Source organism: Methylorubrum pseudosasae (assembly GCF_029504475.1).
Taxonomy (GTDB): Bacteria; Pseudomonadota; Alphaproteobacteria; order Rhizobiales; family Beijerinckiaceae; genus Methylobacterium; species Methylobacterium extorquens.
This window is the reverse complement of record NZ_JAQGDU010000002.1, coordinates 3,733,153-3,753,152: the sequence shown is the minus strand read 5'-3', so window position 1 is coordinate 3,753,152 and position 20,000 is coordinate 3,733,153. Positions and strand designations below refer to the sequence as shown.

The 20,000-nt window shown below is 68.7% G+C and carries 16 protein-coding genes and 1 pseudogene; 14 read left to right on the top strand and 3 right to left on the bottom strand.

What is annotated here, in order from left to right; translation table 11 throughout:
• The first annotated feature begins 60 nt into the window (after positions 1-60).
• Positions 61-249 (top strand): hypothetical protein, encoded by a 189-nt coding sequence (locus M2437_RS18705; RefSeq protein ID WP_253388337.1) that lies wholly within the window; start codon positions 61-63, stop codon positions 247-249.
• Positions 250-352: 103 nt separating this feature from the next.
• Here M2437_RS18705 and panE read toward each other — a convergent pair whose 3' ends face one another.
• On the bottom strand, positions 353-1,291 hold the full coding sequence (panE, locus tag M2437_RS18700; RefSeq protein WP_253388336.1) for a 2-dehydropantoate 2-reductase: 939 nt from the start codon (positions 1,289-1,291) through the stop codon (positions 353-355).
• A 206-nt stretch (positions 1,292-1,497) separates the two neighbouring features.
• Here panE and M2437_RS18695 point away from each other — a divergent pair, with 206 nt between their 5' ends.
• Both M2437_RS18695 and M2437_RS18690 read left to right on the top strand, forming a co-directional pair.
• Positions 1,498-2,382, top strand: coding sequence for a hypothetical protein (locus tag M2437_RS18695; RefSeq protein WP_253388335.1), 885 nt, complete (start codon positions 1,498-1,500; stop codon positions 2,380-2,382).
• Between the two features lie 323 nt (positions 2,383-2,705).
• Positions 2,706-3,551: a hypothetical protein gene (locus M2437_RS18690; RefSeq protein WP_253388334.1), complete on the top strand. Its 846-nt coding sequence runs from the start codon at positions 2,706-2,708 to the stop codon at positions 3,549-3,551.
• A gap of 528 nt (positions 3,552-4,079) precedes the next feature.
• On the opposite strand, the gene guaB is transcribed toward M2437_RS18690, so the two are convergent.
• Entirely contained in the window at positions 4,080-5,570 is a 1,491-nt protein-coding gene (gene guaB / locus M2437_RS18685; RefSeq protein ID WP_003602509.1) for an IMP dehydrogenase, read from the bottom strand.
• A gap of 263 nt (positions 5,571-5,833) precedes the next feature.
• On the opposite strand from guaB, the pseudogene M2437_RS18680 reads away from it, so the two are divergent.
• The 11 genes and pseudogenes from M2437_RS18680 to M2437_RS18630 all read left to right on the top strand — a co-directional run bounded on the left by M2437_RS18680 (position 5,834) and on the right by M2437_RS18630 (position 18,682).
• Positions 5,834-7,001 (top strand): annotated as a pseudogene (locus tag M2437_RS18680) (FtsW/RodA/SpoVE family cell cycle protein).
• Positions 6,998-8,107, top strand: coding sequence for an undecaprenyldiphospho-muramoylpentapeptide beta-N-acetylglucosaminyltransferase (gene murG, locus M2437_RS18675; protein ID WP_253388333.1), 1,110 nt, complete (start codon positions 6,998-7,000; stop codon positions 8,105-8,107). The pseudogene M2437_RS18680 and the gene murG overlap by 4 nt, the downstream one beginning before the upstream one ends.
• A 141-nt stretch (positions 8,108-8,248) precedes the next feature.
• Entirely contained in the window at positions 8,249-9,655 is a 1,407-nt protein-coding gene (murC, locus tag M2437_RS18670) for a UDP-N-acetylmuramate--L-alanine ligase (RefSeq protein WP_003602503.1), read from the top strand.
• Between the two features lie 3 nt (positions 9,656-9,658).
• A complete protein-coding gene (locus tag M2437_RS18665; RefSeq protein ID WP_253388332.1) occupies positions 9,659-10,198 on the top strand; it encodes an endonuclease domain-containing protein in 540 nt (179 codons plus the stop codon).
• The gene (gene murB, locus M2437_RS18660) at positions 10,195-11,124 is read left to right on the top strand and encodes a UDP-N-acetylmuramate dehydrogenase (RefSeq protein ID WP_253388331.1); all 930 of its coding nucleotides are present in this window, start codon (positions 10,195-10,197) and stop codon (positions 11,122-11,124) included. The genes M2437_RS18665 and murB overlap by 4 nt, the downstream gene beginning before the upstream one ends.
• A 43-nt stretch (positions 11,125-11,167) precedes the next feature.
• The gene (locus M2437_RS18655) at positions 11,168-12,091 is read left to right on the top strand and encodes a D-alanine--D-alanine ligase (RefSeq protein ID WP_003602499.1); all 924 of its coding nucleotides are present in this window, start codon (positions 11,168-11,170) and stop codon (positions 12,089-12,091) included.
• Entirely contained in the window at positions 12,058-12,996 is a 939-nt protein-coding gene (locus M2437_RS18650) for a cell division protein FtsQ/DivIB (RefSeq protein ID WP_253388330.1), read from the top strand. Before M2437_RS18655 ends, M2437_RS18650 begins: the two co-directional genes overlap by 34 nt.
• Positions 12,997-13,058: 62 nt before the next feature.
• On the top strand, positions 13,059-14,381 hold the full coding sequence (gene ftsA / locus M2437_RS18645) for a cell division protein FtsA (RefSeq protein WP_003602496.1): 1,323 nt from the start codon (positions 13,059-13,061) through the stop codon (positions 14,379-14,381).
• Between the two features lie 205 nt (positions 14,382-14,586).
• On the top strand, positions 14,587-16,344 hold the full coding sequence (ftsZ, locus tag M2437_RS18640; protein WP_015823226.1) for a cell division protein FtsZ: 1,758 nt from the start codon (positions 14,587-14,589) through the stop codon (positions 16,342-16,344).
• A gap of 349 nt (positions 16,345-16,693) precedes the next feature.
• Positions 16,694-17,641: a UDP-3-O-acyl-N-acetylglucosamine deacetylase gene (gene lpxC / locus M2437_RS18635; RefSeq protein ID WP_253388329.1), complete on the top strand. Its 948-nt coding sequence runs from the start codon at positions 16,694-16,696 to the stop codon at positions 17,639-17,641.
• 165 nt (positions 17,642-17,806) lie between these two features.
• Positions 17,807-18,682, top strand: coding sequence for an outer membrane protein assembly factor BamD (locus tag M2437_RS18630; RefSeq protein WP_004447588.1), 876 nt, complete (start codon positions 17,807-17,809; stop codon positions 18,680-18,682).
• Positions 18,683-18,947: 265 nt separating this feature from the next.
• On the opposite strand, the gene M2437_RS18625 is transcribed toward M2437_RS18630, so the two are convergent.
• Positions 18,948-19,934, bottom strand: coding sequence for a glycosyltransferase family 2 protein (locus tag M2437_RS18625; RefSeq protein WP_253388328.1), 987 nt, complete (start codon positions 19,932-19,934; stop codon positions 18,948-18,950).
• Positions 19,935-20,000: the final 66 nt, after the last annotated feature.

The window sequence follows — 20,000 nt, the reverse complement described above, 5'->3', positions numbered from 1 at the left end:
ACGTTCAGAACGGCACGATGGCCCTGTCCGTCAAGGACAAGTGAGGAAAGGACCCTTGCGATGCCGTCCGTAAGCCTGAGTTTGAAGCCCTTTGTGTGCGCGAGCCTGCTTGCGCTCACGCTTGCCGCCTGCTCCACCGCGCCGGCCGCGCCCAGCCTCGATCCGGTGCCGCCGCCCGCCCGCCGGCCCGACGCCAAGACGCAGCTCGAATACGGCAGCCCGCCCACGCCGCCGCCCGGCCGCTACTGACGAACGGCGCGAGCGGGGCGGCTCGAGTGCCTCACAAAACTCCCGATCTCTGACCGTTCGCGCCTCGGCGAGGACGGCGCAGCGGGAATTTCGTGAGAGACAGTTAGGCCGCCTCGCGGGCGCGCCGGTGCTCGTAGGCCTTGAGGTGGGTCAGCACCCGGGCGAGCACCGGCGTCTCGACGCCCTTAGCCTGCCCGCGCGCGATCAGGTCGCCGATGATGTGGTCGGCCTCGATGCGGGCGCCACCCTCGATGTCGCGCAGCATCGAGGCGGTCATCGCCGAGCCCTCCGCCGTCAGCATCTTGCGGGCGCCGGCAAAGACCTTCTCGCGGGCGGCGTTCCCGTTGGCGCCGGCCACCGCCTGGCACTCGTCGTGGAGCGCCTCGATGAAGGCCCGGCCGCCGGGCGCCGCGACGATGTCGCCGAGCGCCGAGCGCATCAGGGTCGTCGATCCGGCGAGCGTCGCGAGGAAGACCCACTTCTCCCACATCTCCAGCAGGATCTTGTCGCTGGCCCGCGGCTGGAACCGCACGCCCTCCATCTGCGCCTCGATGCGTGCGATCCGCTCGGAGCGCGTCCCGTCGCGCTCACCATAGGTGAGCGTGTGCAGATCGGTCATCTGCCGGATCTCGCCGTCACCCGTCAGCGTCGCGACGATGGCGCAGCTTCCCCCCAACACGTGGTCGGCGCCGAACGCCTGATCCAGCACGTCGAGATGGCGCAGGCCGTTGAGGATCGGAAGCACCGCCGTGCCGGGCCCGACGGCCGGCGCCACGTCCGCGACCACCGAGTCGAGGTCGTAGGCCTTGGCCGAGAGGAGGACGAGGTCGAACGGCCCGGCCCCGGCGAGCGCGTCCGCCGTCACGGTCTTGGGCGCGTCGATGCGGATGTCGCCGAGCGGGCTACGGACCGAGAGGCCCCGCGCCGCCAGCTTTTCCGCGCGCGCCGGCCGCACCAGAAACGTCACGTCCCGCCCGGCCTCTACGAGCCGCGCCCCGAAATAGCCGCCCGTCGCGCCGGCTCCGACCACGAGAATCCGCATCGTCCTCCCTTTCCTGTTGCGTCCTCACATACGCCGAAGCCTCGCCGCCCGCACCCCGCCGAAAAGAGGATGCGGCTGGTGATTTTCGAGACGTCGGCGTGCCGCGCGCCACGAAGGAATCGTAACGATCCCGCGGCAAAGCTTGAGTCCACCAGACGGCCCCTGCATTCCGCACCGGCGATTGCTGGCTTTTGCGGATTTCACTCATGCGCACCCTGCCGACCCTCGCCGTTCTGGCGGCCGGACTACTTCCCGGCCTGTTCGCACAACCCGTCTCGGCCGCGGAACGCCAGCCTTTCGAAGTGGTGAAGGGTTGGGAAGTCGAGCGGACGGTCGGCGATACCAGTGCCAATCCTTGCATCATGACCCACGCCTACGAGGACAAGGACGACAACAACGCTGCCAATGCGGTCGTCTTCGCTCTTCGGGATTCCACGGCCGTGATGGTGCTGGTCTATCAGGGCTGGGACTTCGACAAGGAGCAGTCGGTCAAGGTGCCGCTGTTCCTCGACAAGAAGCCGATCAAGGTGAAGACGACCTGGATCGGCGACGGGAAGACCCTGCGCACCCAGCTGCCGGACAGCGTCGTTCCCGATCTGCTCGCGGCTAAAACCGTGATCCTGCGCTTCGAGGACAGCGACGCCGATTTCCGGATCCCGGATTTCGCGGCGGGCTACGAGGCTCTGCGGCGCTGCGATGCCACGCCGGCCAAACCCGCCGCGGTTGCGGCACCGCAGGCTGCCCCCGTCGGGCCCCCCGCGCCGTCGCAGCAGCGAATCGCGGCTTACGTGATCGGGGTGTCCGTGCAGCGCGTGCTGAAGGATTGCGACGTCCCCTCCACCGGCAAGCAGCGCGCCGGGGTGGAAGCGAGGATGGCCGCGCTCCAGCCGGAGATGGCACCGCTCGAAGCGCAGGTGCGCAGCGAATTGAAGCGCAACGGCGAGTCCTGCCCCGCGGCGGACAAGCAGGCGGACTTCCAGGAGATCCTGCGGAAGTTCGTCGAGCTGAGCCCCGAAGAGTTGGTCGCCGCCCTGGAAAAGCAGCCCGCGCCGGAGAAGAGCCCGAATACCCCGTCCGATTCGAAGCTGTAAGTCGGTTGCCACTCGATCGAAGCGGGACTGTATCACTCAGTCTGCGCAGCAGATGTGCCAAGCCAAATCCGCGCTCCCGAAAGGATCGACCGGATTTGGCATGAGGTTTCGCGACCGCAAATACCGTCCGGGGTTCGGCGCGACGGCGTGCCGAGCCCGCGGGTCGGACGAAGACCGTCTTCGCCTCTGCCCATAAAACGCTGTGAGAGACGCCGGCTTCGAGGCTGGTTGCGCCGGCGGGCTGCGGCTAGGCTTCCCCGGCCGGCTGGCCATCCCGCATTCCGCGGGCGGCGGGGGCCGGCCGTCCCCGCGGGAGTGTTCGCGTGCGCCTCTCACCCGTCACGGCAGCGATGCTGGCGACGCTCCTCGGCGGCCCGCTCGCCGCCGCGGACCGCGCGCCGTTCGAGACCGTGCGCGGCTGGACGGTGGAGCGCCGCGGCAGCGAAACCGGTTCCCCCGCCTGCCGGATGACCCACACCGAGAAGGATGCGCAGGGCGAACTCGCTGGCGTCGTGATCGTCTCAATCGATCGGGGCGGTCTCGCCCTGGCGGTCGCCGACCGGAACTGGGATTTCTCGGCGGGCGACCGGTTCAGCGTGCCGATACTGCTTGATGGAAAGCCGGCCGGCGCGACGCTGATCTGGACCGGCGATGGTCAGATCCTGCGCACGGCGTTTCCGGAGACGATCGTGCCGGCTCTGCTGGACGCGCGGACGCTGTCCCTGCGGTTCGCGGATGGCGATAAGCCGCTCGTGGCTCCCGATCTCGCCGCCGCTGTCGCCGCCCTGCGACGCTGCGCCGCGGCCCCTTCGAACGGGCCAGCGGTCGCCGCCGCACCGCCGCTGCCGCCGCGGGCACGGATGGCCACCTATACGGTCGGGCTGGCCCTGCAGGGGGTACTGCGGTCTTGCAGCGTAACGGCAACCGATGCGCAGCGCGCCGCCGTCGATACGAAGATGTCCGCGCTCCAGCCCGAAATGGCACCCTACGAGGCGGCGATGCGGGCGCAGGTCACGCAGTCCCGCGGCTTTGCCTGCCCCACCGCCGACAAGGATGCGGAGTTTCAGGAGGCTTTGCGCCGATTCATCACCTTGAGTCCGGACGAGTTCGCGACGGTGATCGACCAGCAAGCGGAAGCCGCCCCGGCGGTCTCGACCGTGAAACCGTAGCGTGTTGTCGAAGCGACTTCGCGCGGTTTGATCTACATCATTGAGCGTGCAGATACGGTTGTGAGAGGCTTCGGTTGCACCAGCCGAAGTCGCCGCTCGAGTTCCGGAGCGTCGGCGGACCCTCGCGGCTCGATGCATTCCTCCCAAGACTTCTCTCCGCGGCCACCCCCAGGCCTGCGGAGACTTTTTGCGGCCCGCGAGACTTTCACGGCCGAGATTGATCTTTATTAAAACGCCAAACCCTGGATTGCCCTACGCTTGTTGTCTCGCGGAGACCGACCATGGGGCGCATCCGTTCTCCGGACCCGACGGCAGCACAGGACCGCGCCGTCGCCGCCACGCTCTGCGTGCTGGTCTTCCTGGAATGTCTAACCCTGGTCGCGAGCCTGATCTGGCTCTAAGTGCCTCTTACGAGACGCCCGATGCGCCGCCGTGCCCGGAACGGAGACGATCGCTGATCGGGCGTTTCGTAAGGCACGCTGAATGCAGCGCCGCGCGATTCCCGAACGGAACCGCGCGGCTCCATCATCAGCGGCTGGGATAGTTCGGGCTCTCGCGGGTGATCGTCACGTCGTGGACGTGGCTCTCGCGCAGGCCGGCATTGGTGATGCGCACGAACTGCGCCCGCTCCTGGAACTCCGGCACCGTCGGGGCGCCGACATAGCCCATCGCCGCGCGCAGGCCCCCGGCGAGCTGGTGCAGCACCGCCGCGACCGGACCCTTATAGGGCACCTGCCCCTCGATCCCCTCGGGCACGAGCTTGTGGGTGTCGTTGACCTCGGCCTGGAAGTAGCGGTCAGCCGAGCCGCGCGCCATTGCGCCGACCGAGCCCATGCCGCGGTAGCTTTTGTAGGAGCGACCCTGGTAGAGGAACACCTCGCCCGGCGCCTCGTCGGTGCCCGCCAGCAGCGAGCCCAGCATCGCCACCGAGGCACCCGCCGCGATCGCCTTGGCGAGATCGCCCGAGAACTTGATGCCGCCATCGGCGATCACCGGCACGTCGGCGCCGTGCGCCGCCTCGACCGCTTCCATGAGCGCCGTGAGCTGGGGCACGCCGACGCCGGCGACGATGCGGGTGGTGCAGATCGAGCCCGGTCCGATGCCGACCTTGATCGCGTCGGCACCTGCATCGATCAGGGCGCGGGCGCCCTCGGCGGTGGCGACGTTGCCGGCGATGATCTGCACGGCGTTGGAGAGCTGCTTCACCCGGGCGACGCTGTCGAGCACCTTGCGGGAATGGCCGTGGGCGGTATCGACCACCACCACGTCGCAGCCCGCATCGATCAGGCGCTCGGCCCGCTCGAAGCCGGCATCGCCCGTAGTGGTCGCCGCCGCGACCCGCAGCCGGCCCTGCTCGTCCTTGACGGCGTTGGGATAGGTGACCTGCTTCTCGATGTCCTTGACGGTGATGAGGCCGATGCAGCGGTAGTGGTCATCGACCACGAGCAGCTTCTCGATGCGGAATTGGTGCAGCAGCCGCTTGGCCTCGTCCTGCGTCACGCCCTCGCGCACGGTGATGAGCCGGTCGCGCGTCATGAGCTCGGCCACGGGCTGGCCGGCATTGGTTGCGAAGCGTACGTCGCGGTTGGTCAGGATGCCGACGAGCTTGCCGCGCGAGCCGTTGGGACCGCGCTCGACCACCGGGATGCCGGAGATCCGGTTCCGTTTCATCACCTCGAAGGCGTCGGCAAGGGTCTCGTCGGGGTGGATGGTGATCGGGTTGAGCACCATGCCCGACTCGTACTTCTTGACGAGACGGACCTGCTCGGCCTGCTCGGCCGGCTCGAGATTGCGGTGGATGACGCCGAGACCGCCGTTCTGCGCCATGGCGATGGCCATCGGCGCCTCGGTCACGGTGTCCATCGCCGAGGCGATGATCGGCATGTTGAGCCGGATCGTGCGGGTGAGGCGGCTGGCGATATCGACCTCGCCCGGCATCACCGAAGAGGCGGCGGGGCGCAGCAGCACGTCGTCGAAGGTCAGGCCCTCGATGATCGAGTCAGCGCTGATACGGGCCATGGAAACCAACTCCGGAGACGAGTGTTGCGCCGGGCCGGAAGGTCGCGGCCAGCGGGATCGGGTTGGCAGGGGCCAGTATCATGGGCGCCCCGCGCACGCAAAGCCGCCGCATCCATTCGCGGTGCATGGCTGACCGGCAATCGGCAACGCCCGGCCGATCTCGTCGCGAACCGCAAGACACCATTAACCCTTACGTTCCACCATCCGGGCTGGCCATCCGCGTCTCTTCGCGGGACCGGCCGGCTGGAGACGAGCCCCTCGCCATGATGTCGCGCGCCGAACGCAGCCCCCTCGCGGATTGGTGGTGGACGGTCGATCGCGGCCTGCTTGCGGGCCTCGGCTGCCTGATGGTGGCCGGTCTCGTCTTCCTGATGGGCGGCGGACCGCCGGTGGCCGAACGCATCGGCCTGCCGACCTTCTACTTCCTCAACCGGCAGGCGATGTATCTCGCCCCCACCGTCCTGCTCATCATCGCCGTGTCGTTCCTGTCGGTGCGCCACATCCGGCGCTTCGCCCTGGTGACGTGGCTGCTCGGCGTGGTGCTCTGCATCCTGGCCGGCAAGTTCGGCCCCGAGATCAAGGGTGCGCACCGCTGGATCCAGTTCGGCTCCTTCGGCCTCCAGCCGTCGGAGTTCGTGAAGCCCGCCTTCGTGGTCGTCACCGCCTGGGCCTTCTCGGAGGGCGCCAACCGCCGCGACATGCCCGGCGTCATCTTCGCGTTCATGCTGCTGCCGATGACCATCGTGCCGCTGATCCTCCAGCCGGATTTCGGCCAGACCATGCTGATCACGATGGTGTGGTGCACCCTGTTCTTCGTCGCCGGGCTGCACTGGTTCTGGGTGGCGGGTCTCGGATTTGCCGGCATCGTCGGCGTCTTCACCGCCTACACCTTCCTCCACCACGTCCGCGAGCGCATCAACCGCTTCATGGATCCCGAATCGGGCGACAGCTTCCAGGAGGTCTGGTCGCGCGAATCGTTCAATTCCGGCGGCTGGTTCGGCACCGGCCCCGGCGAGGGCGTGGCCAAGCGCCACCTGCCCGACGCGCATACCGATTTCATCATTCTCGGTGACCGGTGAGGAATTCGGCGTGCTGGTCTGTCTGGGCCTCGTGGCACTCTTCGCCTACATCGTCATCCGCGGGCTGAAACTCGCGCGCCGCACCGACGACACCTTCACGAGGCTCGCCATTACCGGTCTGACGACGCTCTTCGGCCTGCAGGCCTGCATCAACATGGCGGTGAACACGCAGCTCATGCCGGCCAAGGGCATGACTCTGCCGTTCGTCTCCTACGGCGGCTCCTCGCTGATCTCGCTGGCGCTCGGCATGGGCTTCCTCGTGGCGCTCACCCGCAAGCGTCCCCGCACCACGGCGGTCAACCAGCGCCCGCCCGGCACCATGCCCTCGGCCGTTCCGGGACTGATGCAGTGACCGTCTTCACCCCCCTGGTTCTCGTCTGCGCGGGTGGCACCGGCGGTCACCTGTTCCCGGCCCAGAGTCTCGCCTACGCCCTGAAAGATCGCGGGATTCGCGTCGCGCTCGCCACCGATGCCCGCGTCGATTCGATCGCGGGCGATTTCCCGGCGGAAGAGATCATCACCATCGCCTCGGCCACGCCCTCGGGCCGCTCGGTGCTGCGCCGGGCCGGTGCCGTCGTCACGCTCGGGCGCGGCTTCGGTCAGGCCGCCCGCGCCGTGCGGCGGCTCAACCCGGCGGCGGTCGTCGGCTTTGGCGGCTACCCGACCGTGCCGCCGATGCTGGCGGCGCAGCTGCTGCGGGTGCCGACCATCCTGCACGAGCAGAACGCGGTGATGGGCCGGGCGAACGCTTTCCTCGCCAAGGGCGCGCGCGTTATCGCCACCGGTTTCAAGGAAGTGCGCGGCGTGCCCGAGAAGGCGACCGCGCGCCGCGTCCATACCGGCAACCCGATCCGCCCCGCGGTGCTGGCCGTGGCCGAGACGCCCTATCCGTCCCTCGATGCGGACGCGCCGCTCCGGCTCCTCGTGTTCGGCGGCAGCCAGGGCGCCCGCGTGATGAGCGAGGTGGTGCCGGCAGCGATTGAAAAGTTGCCGCAAGACCTTCGCGCCCGCCTCCACCTCGTGCAGCAGGCGCGGCCCGAGGATCTGACCGCGACGCAGAACCGCTACCTTGCCATGGGGCTCGGCGGGATCGAGGCGGCCCCCTTCTTCAAGGATCTGCCCGGCCGCATGGCGAGCGCCCATCTCGTGGTGGCGCGCTCCGGCGCCTCGACGGTCTCCGAACTCGCCGCCATCGGCCGGCCCGCCATCCTCGTGCCGCTGCCCGGAGCGCTCGATCAGGATCAGGCGGCCAACGCCGCGACACTGTCCCAGATCGGCGCCGCGCTCTCGATTCCGCAGAGCGCCTTCACTCCCGATCGGCTCGCCGCCGAGTTGGTGGATCTGTTCGAAGCGCCGCGGAAATTGACCCAGGCCGCCGCTGCAGCCAAAACCGCCCGCATCCTCGACGCGGCCGACCGCCTCGCCGCGCTCGTCGCCGAGACGGCGGCCGCGACCTGAAATCAGCGGCAAGCCCGAACGGCTTGCCGCGTCCGGCCGACGGTCGCCCCGCACGCGCGGAGTTCGACGATCTGTGATCGTCGGATTCCGGAACGAGACGGCCGGGGCTCGTCAGCGCCCCGGACTCAAAAGGTTTTCGATATGAAGTTGCCCGAAAAGCTCGGCCCCATCCACTTCATCGGCATCGGCGGCATCGGCATGTCCGGCATCGCCGAGGTCATGGCCAATCTCGGCTATACGGTGCAGGGCTCGGACGCGAACGACAACGCCAATGTCCGCCGGCTGGCCGAGAACGGCATCCGCACCTTCGTCGGCCACCGGGCCGAGAACGTCGAGAACGCGGCCCTCGTCGTGGTCTCCACCGCGATCCGTCGCGACAACCCGGAGCTGATCGAAGCCCGCGAGCGCCGCCTGCCGGTGGTCCGCCGCGCCGAGATGCTGGCCGAGCTGATGCGGTTCAAGTCCTGCGTCGCGGTGGCCGGCACCCACGGCAAGACCACGACGACCTCGCTGGTCGCCACCCTGCTCGACGCCGGCAACCTCGACCCCACCGTCATCAACGGCGGCATCATCAACGCCTACGGCACCAATGCCCGCATGGGCGCCGGCGACTGGATGGTGGTCGAGGCCGACGAATCCGACGGCACCTTCCTCAAGCTGCCGGCGGATGTCGCCATCGTCACCAACATCGACCCCGAGCATCTCGACCATTTCGGCTCGTTCGAGGCGATCAAGGATGCCTTCCGGCGCTTCATCGACAACATCCCGTTCTACGGCTTTGCCGTGATGTGCATCGACCACCCGATCGTGCAGGATCTGGTCGGCCATATCGAGGACCGGCGCATCATCACCTACGGCGAGAACCCGCAGGCCGACGTGCGCCTCATCGACATCGACCTGAAGGGCGGCCAGAGCCGCTTCCGGGTGATGATCCGCGACCGCCGCCCCGGCTTCCGCATGGAGATCGAGGATCTCGTCCTGCCGATGCCCGGCCGTCACAACGCGCTCAACGCCACCGCGGCTTTGGCGGTGGCCCACGAACTCGGCGTGCCGTCGGATGCGATCCGCAAGGCGCTCGCCGGCTTCGGCGGCGTCAAGCGCCGCTTCACCCGCACCGGCGAGTGGAACGGCGCGACGATCTTCGACGATTACGGCCACCACCCGGTGGAGATCCAGGCGGTGCTGCGCGCGGCCCGCGCCTCGACCGACGGCCGGGTCATCGCCATCGTGCAGCCCCACCGTTACACCCGGCTTCAGTCGCTGTTCGAGGATTTCTGCACCTGCTTCAACGACGCCGACACGGTGATCGTCGCCCCCGTCTACGCGGCGGGCGAGGCGCCGATCGAAGGCATCGACCGCGATTCGCTGATTGCCGGCCTCAAGGCCCGCGGCCACCGCGACGCCGTCGCCCTGGAGCGCCCGGAGGATCTGGCCCGCCTCGTCGCCGGACGCGCCGGCTCGAACGACTACGTCGTGTGCCTCGGCGCCGGCACGATCACCCAGTGGGCCTACGCGCTGCCGGGAGAGCTGGCGGCTTTGCAGGGGTGAGATGTGCGCTCCGCGGACGACGAGCGGAGACAGTTTCGCACACGGCTTCGGCACGACCAGACCGAGGCCGAACGCCGCCTCTGGCTTCGTCTCCGCGACCGCCGTCTCGCCGGCTTCAAGTTCGTCCGGCAGGAGAGCATCGGCTCCGACGTGGCGGATGTCTGCTGCCGCGAGGCGAGGCTGATCGTCGAGCTCGACGGCAGCCAGCATGCAGACAGTGCCTATGACGCCGCAAGAGATGCGTGGTTGATCGAGCGCGGCTACCGAGTCTTGCGCTTCTGGAATGCCGAGGTCATGAGCAATACCCTTGGTGTGCTCGACACGATCCTCGCCGCGCTTCCCCCCTCTCCCCGCACACGGGGAGGGGGTCGCGACGACCTCGTCGTCGGCGCGACGAGCCCGCAGGGCGATGGTGAGGGGGCTTCTCAAGCGGAGCCTCCTCCTGATCCGCCCCCTCACCCTCGGCTGCCGCCTCGCTTTGCCGACGACGAGGTCGGCAAAGCCCTCTCCCCGCCTGCGGGGAGAGGGGGGAAACGGATATGACCGAGCACTCCCTCATCGACGCGATCCGCGCCGCCGCGCCCGATCTTCGCGGCCGCCTCCTCGAAAATCAGTCGCTCGCCGACCTGACGTGGTTCCGCGTCGGCGGGCCGGCGCAGGTGCTGTTCAGCCCAGCCGACGAGGCGGATCTGTCCGCCTTCCTCGCCGCCCTCGGTCCGTCCGTGCCGGTCACGGTGATCGGGCTTGGCTCGAACCTGATCGTGCGCGACGGCGGCATTCCCGGCGTGACGATCCGGCTCGGCGGAAAGGCCTTCGGCTCGGTCGAGATCGACGGCGAGACGATCCGCTCCGGCACCGCAGTACCCGACATGCGGCTCGCCAAGGCGGCGGCGGAAGCCAGCCTCGACGGGCTCGCCTTCTTCCGCGGCATCCCCGGCTCCGTCGGCGGCGCGCTGCGCATGAACGCCGGAGCGCATGGCGGCGAGACCACCGACGTGCTGGTCGAGGTCCGCGGCATCGACCGGAAGGGCGAGGTCCGCCGCTTCACCCATGCCGAGATGGGGTTCCGCTATCGCCACTCCTCGGCGCCGGACGACGTGATCTTCACGGGCGCGACCTTCCAGGGCCGCCCCGGCAACCGCGAGGCGATCGAGGCGGAGATGGAGCGGGTGACCGCCGCCCGCGAGGCCGCCCAGCCGATCCGCGAGCGCACCGGCGGCTCGACCTTCAAGAACCCGGAGGGCGGCAAGGCCTGGCAGCTCATCGACGCCGCCGGCTGCCGCGGATTGATCCGGGGCGGGGCCCAGGTCTCCGAGATGCACTGCAACTTCCTGATCAACCGCGGCGGCGCCACCGCCGCCGACATCGAAGGGCTCGGCGAGGAGGTGCGCCGCCGGGTGCGCGAGCATTCGGGCTTCGAGCTGCACTGGGAGATCAAGCGCATCGGCGTCGAGGCCTCGCCCGCCTGATCGCTCTGCCCCCGGAATCGACCTTCGCCTACGGAGCCCCACCATGTCCAAGCACGTCGCCGTCCTGATGGGCGGCTGGTCTTCCGAGCGGGAAATCTCGCTCCGCTCCGGCAATGCCTGCGCCGAGGCGCTGGAAGGGGAGGGGTATCGCGTCACCCGCGTCGATGTCGGGCCTGACATCGCGACGGTGCTGACCGAGCTGCGGCCCGACGCGGCGCTCAACGCGCTCCACGGCCCGGCCGGCGAGGACGGCACGATCCAGGGCCTCCTGGAGATCCTGAAGATCCCCTACACCCATTCCGGCGTGCTGGCCTCGGCGCTCGCCATGCACAAGGAACGTGCCAAAACGGTCATGCGCGCGGCCGGTGTGAGCGTTCCGGAGGGCCGGGTCGTTAACCGTCATGATGCGGCGAAGTCACACCCGTTAACCCCTCCCTATGTCGTGAAGCCGATCGCCGAGGGCTCCTCCATGGGGGTCATCATCGTGCGTGACGAGCGCTCGCATCCGCCCCAGATTCTCGCCTCCGACGAGTGGGTCTACGGCGAGGAAGTCCTTGCAGAGACTTACGTTGCGGGCCGCGAGCTGACCTGCGCGGTGCTGGGCGACAGGGCCCTCGGAGTGACCGAGATCAAGCCCGTCTCGGGGGAGTGGTACGACTTCGATGCGAAGTACGCCGGAGGGGGGTCGATCCACGTCCTCCCCGCGGATCTTAAACTAAATATTTACCAGCGTGTCCAAGAGTTGGCGTTAACGGCGCATCAAGCACTGGGATGTCGTGGCGTCAGCCGTGCCGACCTTCGTTACGACGACACGCCGGGTGGAACCGGCGCTCTCGTCGTCCTCGAGGTCAACACGCAGCCAGGGATGACCCAGACGAGCCTTGTGCCGGAGATCGCGGCCCACGCAGGCCAGAGTTTCGGTGAACTCGTCCGATGGATGGTGGAGGACGCTTCTCTCAACCGCTGAACGCAGCCGGTAACCCCGGCAGCGGCGGGATCCTTGCGGGGCTGCGGCTCCCGAAGATCCTCAGGCGGTTCTCGTCGGCACGTCGGCTCCGGCCGGCGGTACCGATCGAGGCACGCGTGCCGCGGCTCGCGGGCACGGCGCTGGTCGCCGGGCTTGCCGGCACCGTCGCGCTGACCGGCTTCGTCATGAGCGGGCGCTATGATAGCTTCGTCGCCGAGAATGGCCGGCCGCTCGACATCCTCGCGCGGATCGCCGGCTTCGGCGTCGAGCGGGTGACCATCACCGGCCTGTCGCGGATGTACGAGCGCGAGGTGCTGAGCACCGCCGGTATCGACTGGCGCTCCTCCGTGCCGTTCGTCGACGTCGACGGGGTGCGTGATCGCCTGCTTGCCGAGAAGCTGATCGCCAGCGCCTCCGTGCGGAAGCTCTACCCCAACGAGATCGTCATCAATCAGGTCGAGCGCGAGCCCGCCGCGCTCTGGCAGCAGAACGGCGAGATCCAGGTGATCGCCGCCGACGGCAAAGTGATCGATGACCTGCGCGACGAGCGCTACGTCAACCTGCCGCTCGTCGTCGGCGCGGGCGCCAACGAGCGCCTCAAGGAATATCTCGCGCTGATCGAGGCGGCCGGTCCGCTCGGATCGCGCATCCGCGCCGGCACCTACGTCTCCAGCCGGCGCTGGACGCTCAAGCTCGACGGCGTCGACATCCGCCTGCCCGAGGCCGACCCCGCCGAGGCGCTCGCTCGGCTGGTGCGGCTCGAGCGGGAGAGCAAGATTCTGGAGAAGGACATCATCGCGGTGGACCTGCGCATGGCCGACCGCGTCGTGGTGCGCCTGACCGAGGAGGCTGCGGCCGCCCGGGCGGAGAGCCGCAAGAAGCCGAAAAAGGGGACCGCGACATGAGCGCGTTCCGCCCCGCCGCACTCTCTTCCGTGCCCTGTCGCGTATCCGCCGAGTAGCGTCCGATGCAGACCCATCACGGCCTCACGCCGCGCCTGAAACCGCTTTCCGCCCGCCGGAGCGCGACGATGTCGGTCCTCGACATCGGCACCAGCAAGGTCGTCTGCCTCATCGCCGAGCTGCAGCCGGCCGAGGCGATGTCGACGCTGCGCGGGCGCACCCATCTCGCCCGCATCATCGGCATCGGCCACCAGCGCTCGCTCGGGCTCAAGGGCGGCGCCATCGTCGATCTGGAGGCCGCCGAGGGCGCGATCCGTCAGGCGGTCCACGCCGCCGAGCGGATGGCCAAGGCCGAGGTCCAGTCGGTCATCGTCAACATTTCCGGCGGGCGCATCGCCTCGCAGCATTTCGAGGCGCGGGTGAACGTCCGCTCCGGCACCGTCACCGGCTCCGACGTCGAGCGGGTTCTGGAGACCGCGAGCGCCCACGGCGTCAGCCCCGGCCGGGCGGTGCTGCACGCTCTGCCGACCGGCTACGCGCTGGACGGGCAGGGCGCGGTGATCGACCCGTCCGGAATGATCGGCAACGCGCTCGGCGTCGATCTCCACGTCGTCACCGCCGAGGCGGCCGCCGCGCGCAACCTGATGCTGGCGGTCGAGCACTGCCATCTCGGCGTTGATGCGGTGATCGCCACGCCCTACGCCGCCGGCCTCTCGGCGCTGGTGGACGACGAAGCCGAACTCGGCTGCGCCGTCGTGGACATGGGCGGCGGCACCACCAGCGTCGGCGTCTTCATGGGCGGCCACCTCGTCCATTGCGACGCGGTCGCGGTCGGCGGCCACCACGTCACCATGGACATCGCCCGCGGGCTCTCGACCCGTGTCTCCGTCGCCGAGCGGCTGAAGACCCTCTACGGCTCGGCCATCGCCACGGCCTCCGACGAGCGGGACATGATCGCCGTGCACGGCGTCGGCGAGGACGAGGGCGAGGCGCCCGGCCACGTGCCGCGCTCGCAGCTCGTGCGCATCGTCAAGCCGCGGGTCGAGGAGGTTCTCGAACTGGTGCGCGACCGCCTGCGCAATGCGGGCTTCGGCGCTCAGGCCGGTCGCCGGGTGGTGCTCACGGGCGGCGCGAGCCAGCTCGTCGGCATGCCGGAGACGGCCCGCCGCATCCTTCAGGGACAGGTCCGGATCGGGCGCCCGCTCGGCATCCGCGGCCTGCCGGAAGCCGCCAAGGGGCCCGCCTTCTCGGCCTCGGTCGGCCTGCTGGTCTACCCGCAGGTGGCGCATGCGGAGCATTTCGAGCCGCGGGGGCAGGGCGCCTTCGCCGGCACGGGAACGGACGGCTACTTCTCGCGGGTCGGTCGCTGGATCCGGGAAAGTTTCTAGAGCGATGTCGCGCGGCGGGTTTCCGCTTCGCGTGAAGACATCGCGCTAAAACAACGACTTGGAGGCGTCCCCGACCTGACGGGACGGGGAACGGCTCCAACAGAACGACCCCGCGCCGCCGCGAGGCCAGCGCGGGACAAGCAAGACAGGGCAGGCGTCACAAGGCGTCGTTCAGGCAATCGAAAGTCACGAAGGGTTCGACCACATGGCCATCTCTCTTCAGGCTCCGGACATCCGGGAACTCAAGCCCCGCATCACGGTGTTCGGCGTCGGCGGCGCGGGCGGTAACGCCGTCAACAACATGATCGAGTCGGGGCTGCTCGGCTGCGAGTTCGTCGTGGCCAACACCGACGCCCAGGCGCTCACCTCCTCGAAGGCCGAGCGCGTGATCCAGATGGGCATCGGCGTGACGCAGGGCCTCGGCGCCGGCTCGCACCCCGAGGTCGGCTCGGCCGCCGCCGAGGAGGTGATCGACGAGATCCGCGATCAGCTCTCGGGCGCGCATATGGCCTTCATCACCGCCGGCATGGGCGGCGGCACCGGCACCGGCGCGGCCCCGGTCATCGCCCGCGCGGCGCGTGACATGGGCATCCTGACGGTCGGCGTCGTGACCAAGCCCTTCCAGTTCGAGGGCATGCGCCGGATGCGGACGGCCGAGGCCGGCATCCAGGAGCTTCAGGCGGCGGTCGATACCCTGATCGTCATCCCGAACCAGAACCTGTTCCGGGTCGCCAACGAGAAGACCACCTTCGCCGACGCCTTCGCGATGGCCGACCAGGTGCTCTACTCGGGCGTCGCCTGCATCACCGACCTGATGGTCAAGGAAGGCCTGATCAACCTCGACTTCGCCGACGTGCGCGCGATCATGCGCGGCATGGGCAAGGCGATGATGGGAACCGGCGAGGCGTCCGGCGAGAACCGCGCCAACCGCGCGGCGGAAGCGGCCATCGCCAACCCGCTCCTCGACGACGTGTCGATGAAGGGCGCCCGCGGCCTGCTGATCTCGATCACCGGCGGCTCCGACCTCACCCTTTACGAACTCGATGAAGCCGCCACCCGCATCCGCGAGGAGGTCGATTCGGATGCCAACATCATCCTCGGCGCCACCTTTGACGAGAGCCTCGACGGCATCATCCGCGTCTCGGTGGTCGCCACCGGCATCGAGCCGGCGCTGATCTCGGCCGATTCCCCGAACAACCCGGAAATCGCCCAGACCGAGCAGCGCATCGCCGAGGTCGCCGAGCGTCTGCGCTCCGAGGCCCGCGCCCGTGCCTCCGCCGCCCTGAGCCCCGCCTCGACGCATCAGGCGGCGCAGCAGAACGGCCATCAGCCGTCGCACCGCCCCGGCCCCGAGCCGCTGCTCGCCCCGAACGCCGGCCCGCGGGCCATGCTGTCGGAGCCGGTGGCGCCGGAGCCGATGCGTGCCGAGCCCGCCCCGGCGATGCACCACCACGATGTCGTGCTGACCCAGGCCCCGGCCCGCGCCGCCGTCCCGGCTTACGAGCAGCCGGCCCCGGCCCAGGCCCAGGAGCCCGCCCAGGCCGCGAACGGCCCCTACGTGCCGCCGCGTCCGCAGCTCGCCCGCCCGCCGCGCATGCCGCAGATCTCGGACCTGCCGCCCCACACCCAGGCGCAGATCCTCAAGAGCCGCGGCGAGGAGCCCCAGCCGGAGCCGAACCAGGATTCCAAGCGCATGACCCTGCTGCGCCGGCTCGCCACGGTCGGTTTCGGCGGTCGCCGCGAGGAAGCCGAGGCCGCTCCGGTGCCGGCGCCCCGCGCCGCCGCTCCGGCTCCAGTCGCCGCGCCCCGCGTCGAGCCGGCCCTGCGGGCGCCCGCGCCCCAGGCGCCGCAGTACCGCCCCGCTCAGGGCAATCTGGACGCGCAGGGCCGTGCCCTGCCGCCGCGGATGATGGAAGACGACCAGCTCGAGATCCCGGCCTTCCTTCGCCGTCAGGCGAACTAAAACCTGGATTGCCTGTGGATCGATGGGGGCAACTCGGCCTCCATCGACCCTCATTGGGGTATTTCGGCCACAGACCCGGAACCGCAAGGTTCCGGGTTTAGCTACTTGTTAAGACCCTGATCAGAAAATGCTTTTCAAAGATCGTGGCGAAACCGTGGCTGTAACAGATCGTAAGAATCCGTGATTTGGCCGGCCTGATTGCCACAGCTATACACGCTTCCGGAACGACAGAAGGCGCGGCCGGTCGATGACTGCCAGCGCTCGCAGGGGCTTCAAGCAGCGGACGGACTTTCTCATACCGCCCCCCGAAACGGGGTGCGCGGGAAGGATCCTGGCCGAGGGCTAAGGTATGCGGACGAACCAACAGACAACACTCAAAACGTCCGTGACGCTGACCGGAATCGGAGTCCACTCCGGCAACCCGGCGGAGATCACGCTCCACCCCGCCAAAGCCAACCACGGTATCGCCTTCCTCCGGACGGGCACGACCACCGGCAACGACCGGATCATCAAGGCCCACTTCGCCTGCGTCTCCGCCACCGAGCTGTGCACCGTCATCGGTGACGTCGAGACCGGCGCCGTCGCCACCATCGAGCACCTGATGTCGGCCCTCTACGGGCTCGGTGTCGACAACGCTCTGGTCGAGATCGACGGCCCCGAGATGCCGATCCTCGACGGCAGCGCCCGCCTCTTCGTCCAAGCCATCGACAGCGTCGGCCTGGCCCTCTGCGGCGCCCCGCGCCGCTGGATCAAGGTGCTCCAGCCCGTCCGCATCGAGGCCGGCCGCGCCTTCGCCGAACTCCGCCCGATCGACCGCGGCTTCCGCCTCGACGTGGAGATCGACTTCGAATCCCCGGTGATCGGCCGCTCGCGCAAGGCGATGGACCTGACCCCGGCCGCCTACCGCCGTGAGATCGCCCCCGCCCGCACCTTCGGCATGATGAAGGACGTGGAGCGCTACTGGAAAGCGGGCTTCGCGCTCGGCGCCTCCCTCGACAACACGGTCGCCGTCGGCGAGACCGCCATCGTCAACCCGGAAGGCCTGCGCTTCGCGGACGAGTTCGTCCGTCACAAGTTCCTCGATGCGGTCGGCGATCTCGCGCTGGCCGGTCTGCCGCTCCAGGGTGCCTACCGCTCCTATTGCGGCGGCCACCGCATGAATGTCGGCATCCTCGAAGCCCTGTTCGCCGACCGCGCGAACTACGCCATCGTCGAGGGCCAGGGCACCCGCCGGGAGACCGCCCGCGCCGACTTCGGTGCCGGCCTGGGGCTCGCCGCCTTCGCCGCCGAACTGTAACCCGGACGCCACATCGGCCCTCGATCCACGTCGCAGGCGGAATACCTTAAAGGTTCCCTACGTCCTGCCGTTTTGACGCCCGAATCGACCGCCAACCGTAAAAGCCTGCGCGTAGGTCGCGCGCCGCTCCTCAAGCGGCCGGGCCTGACAGGGAAATTGACCGCGATGCCTGTGACCTTCCCGACCCGTGGCGCGATGGCGGCCGTGCTCCTCAGCCTGGGCATCGGGCTCGGCGGCTGCGATGCCCTCGATCCGACCAACCTCTTCGCCGAAAAGTACAAGCCCGAGGCGATCCCGGATACGCCCGCGGACAAGCTCTACAGCGAGGGCTTGGCGAAGATGGAAGACAGGGATTACGAGAACGCCGCCAAGCAGTTCGACCAGCTCGACAAGCAGTACACCTATTCCGACTGGTCGCGGAAAGGCCTGCTGATGACGGCCTACGCGAACTACGAGGGCGCGAAGTACGACGACGCCATCAACGCCTCGAAGCGCTACCTCCAGCGCCACCCGGCGAGCAAGGACGCGGCCTACGCCCAGTACCTGATGGCGATGTCGCAATATAAGCAGATCCCGGACGTGACCCGCGATCAGGAGCGCTCCGAGCGCGCCCTCATCGCCCTCCAGGAGCTGGTGCAGAAGTACCCGACCTCCGAATACGCCGCCGACGCCAAGGCCAAGATCCAGATCACCCGCGACCAGCTCGCCGGCAAGGAGATGGAAGTCGGCCGCTTCTACCTCGAGAAGCGCGCCTTCCCGGCGGCGATCAACCGCTTCCGCGACGTGGTCAGCAAGTACCAGACGACCCGCCACGCCGAAGAGGCGCTGGAGCGTCTGGTCGAGGCCTACATGGCGCTCGGCCTCACCGGCGAGGCGCAGACCGCCGCGGCCGTGCTCGGCCACAACTTCCCCGACAGCCCCTGGTACCAGGATGCCTACAAGCTCCTGCAGACCGGCGGCCTGGAGCCGCGGGAGGAGAAGTCCTCCTGGATCAGCAAGATCTACCGCGGCGTGATCGGGCGGACCGCTGCTGCGGAGTAGGACCTCCTCACAGCGCTTGCGCGAAACAGGCGAAGCCTTCGAACAGCGTCCCGGATCTGAGATCCGGGACGCTGTTTTCGTTTCCGTCCCTCCGCCGTCTCCGCGACGCGGAGTTGACTGCGAACCGTTCGGAGATGGTGCGCCGCAGATCGCTTGGCGGACGCTCGCGATGGCGGCGGACGAACCTCGGCGTCCGAGACGGAGCCAGCGCCATCACGCCGGACGGATCGGGCTTGGCCTCGGCCTTGGGCCGGGCGAGCACGCTTCAAATGAGCCGGTTGATCCGCCGCTCGATTCGCTCGGAATAGGCCCTTGCCACGGGCAACGCATCGGTAAGTTCGCCGTAGCGGGTGCACACCTCCGAGAGGAATCCGACGAGCGCCCGGACCGACTGCATCTCCGGATCGTTCGGGGGCGTATACCGAAGGGGACCGCCGCGGTAATCCATCGGGTCGTGGATGGCGCTTCTTTCCTCGTTCTTTCTCTCGAGGAACCCGTCGGACCTCAGCAGCGTCTCGGGATGGTCTCTGAGAAGCTCGAACGGTCCGCGGTAATGGGCCGAGAAGCCCCGATCCTGGCAGGCCTGCCCGGCGGTGAGGATCTTCGCCCACCCTCTCACGAATTTGGTGACGTACTGCGCCGCGTTGCGCTCGGAGAAATGTGCGATCCAGAGACGCCGCTCAGCGACCACCGTGCCGCGGCTGCCCTCCGGCAGATGCACGTCATGCTGTCCCTCCAGCACGAGGCCCTTCTCCTTCGCCAACCGCCAGCTCGCGATGATCTTGCCGTCGCTGGCGATCTCCGTGCGATGGGTGATGCGGCGCGGGACGAGGTTTTCTCCTGCATCATCTCGGGTCGTATAGTTGTAATGAGCCCAGGGAACCCGGACGGCGACGACGTTCCCGCCGGCGTTTTCCAGCTCTTGGAGGTAGTTCCGCAATCCTCCCGGCAGCTGACGCTCGTCGTAGAACTCGTCGCTGTCGAGACAGGCGACCCAATCCGCGTCGTGCCGGTCGACCGCCTCGTTGTAGAGCCAGTTGTTCATGTCCCGCTCGGAGAAGCAGATCGACGGCGACTGATAGACCGTGAGCGGAAGCCCCTCTTCGGCGAGTTTTCGGATGATTTCGACCGTCCCGTCCCGGCTGCCGTTGTCGAGAATGATGTGATGATCGACGAAGGCCGTCGCGTGCCGAATGAACGCCTCGATGACATCGACCTCATCGAGCACCCGGCTCACCGCGACCACACGCATGCAATGGCTCTCCAGACGCCTTCAGCCGGATGAACGAAGCGGCCTGCCGCGGGGCCGCCGCGCGGC